The sequence below is a fragment of the Streptacidiphilus pinicola genome, assembly GCF_003258295.1.
Classification (GTDB): Bacteria; Actinomycetota; Actinomycetes; order Streptomycetales; family Streptomycetaceae; genus Streptacidiphilus; species Streptacidiphilus pinicola.
Window position 1 is genome coordinate 1 of record NZ_QKYN01000273.1, and the last position, 1,440, is coordinate 1,440.

2 protein-coding genes are annotated in these 1,440 nt (G+C 72.1%); both read right to left on the reverse strand.

The genetic code is table 11. From position 1 onward, the window contains the following. Positions 1-525, reverse strand: a 525-nt coding sequence (locus DN069_RS39065; RefSeq protein ID WP_481557192.1) for a thiolase family protein, incomplete at its 3' end; no start/stop codon positions are given. 110 nt (positions 526-635) lie between these two features. Next, a partial coding sequence (locus DN069_RS39070; protein ID WP_424556370.1) for a L,D-transpeptidase family protein occupies positions 636-1,440 on the reverse strand: 805 nt, incomplete at its 5' end.

The window sequence follows — 1,440 nt, forward strand, 5'->3', positions numbered from 1 at the left end:
CTCCACCTGCGTGATCTTCGCCTCCAGCACCGCCGCGCCGGCGCCGTCGGCGAAGATCACGCAGGTGGAGCGGTCGGACCAGTCGACGGTGTCGGACATCTTCTCCGCGCCCACGACGAGCGCGCGGCGGGCCGCGCCGGCGCGCAGGGCGTGGTCGGCGGTGGCGAGCGCGTAGGAGAAACCGGAGCAGACGGTGTTCACGTCGTAGGCGGCCGGCGTCGGGATGCCGAGGCGGGCGGCGACCTGGGCAGCGGTGTTCGGGCTGCGGTCGATCGCGGTGCAGGTGGCGACGACGACCAGGTCCACGCCGTGCGAGTCGAAGCCGCTGGTGGCCAGCGCCTTGGCGGCCGCGCGGGAGGCCATGTCCGCGACCGTCTCGTCCGGGGCCGCGATGTGCCGGGTGCGGATGCCCACGCGCGAGGTGATCCAGTCGTCGCTCGTGTCGACCAGCGAGGCGAGCTCGTCGTTGGTGAGGACCTTGGACGGCTGGTAGTGACCCAACGCGACGATGCGGGAACCTGTCATGGCTCCCACTCAAGCTGATTACTGATCGGTCTCCCGGAGAGGCTTGGCACAGGATCCACCGATAGGAGCTGTAGATCCCGTACAAACCCTCACGACGTGCGACTTTCGCGTCACTGTGCGAGGGAGTTCGCGTCGCCCATCACGATCACCGGGTGCTTGGACGGGTCCAGCGCCAGCAGCAGCGCGCGCATGTCCTCCTTCGCCAGCGCGACGCAGCCGTGGGTCGGGCCGCCGTGGTCGACGTGGACCCAGATGCCGCCGCCGCGCGAGGCGCCCATCGGACGCTCGGCGCTGAGCGGCGAGGTGCCGGGGACGTGGTTGTAGTTGATCGCGACGACGTAGTCGAAGGCGTCCGCCAGCGACTCGCCCTCGAAGCCGGTGCCCGGGGCCTGGAACGCGGAGGAGTGGGTGTAGGGCAGCTTGGAGCCCGGGTTCGCGTCGAGGCCGCCGGCGTCGGTCAGCGAGAAGACGCCGATCGGGCTGTGCAGGTCGCCCGCGTGGTGGTCGGTGGTCCAACCGTTCTTGGCGTTGCGCGCCGCCCAGCTCGGGCCGGCGATCCAGCCGCCCGCGGGGGTGCGGGTGTAGAGGACGGCCGTGCCGGTGTTCTGGTCCTTGCCCTTGCCGGTGACCAGCAGCACCTGCTGCGTGTTGGCCGGCACCTTGGCGAGGAAGCCGGGGCCGAGGCCCGGCAGCTGCTTGAGCGCGGCGGCCGGGGTGGCACGGTCGACGGAGCGCGAGGCGTCGCCGTCACCGGTGCGCCCGGCGACGGGCACCGCGGAGGTGTCCGACTGCGCGCTGGCGCTGCCAGAGTCGTGGTGCGGGTTCACGAAGCCGGCGACCGCTATCACCGCGACGGCGGCCACCGAGCCGACGCCGAGGAAGCTGGTGCGCTTCAGCCGCTTGCGCCGGGCGCGG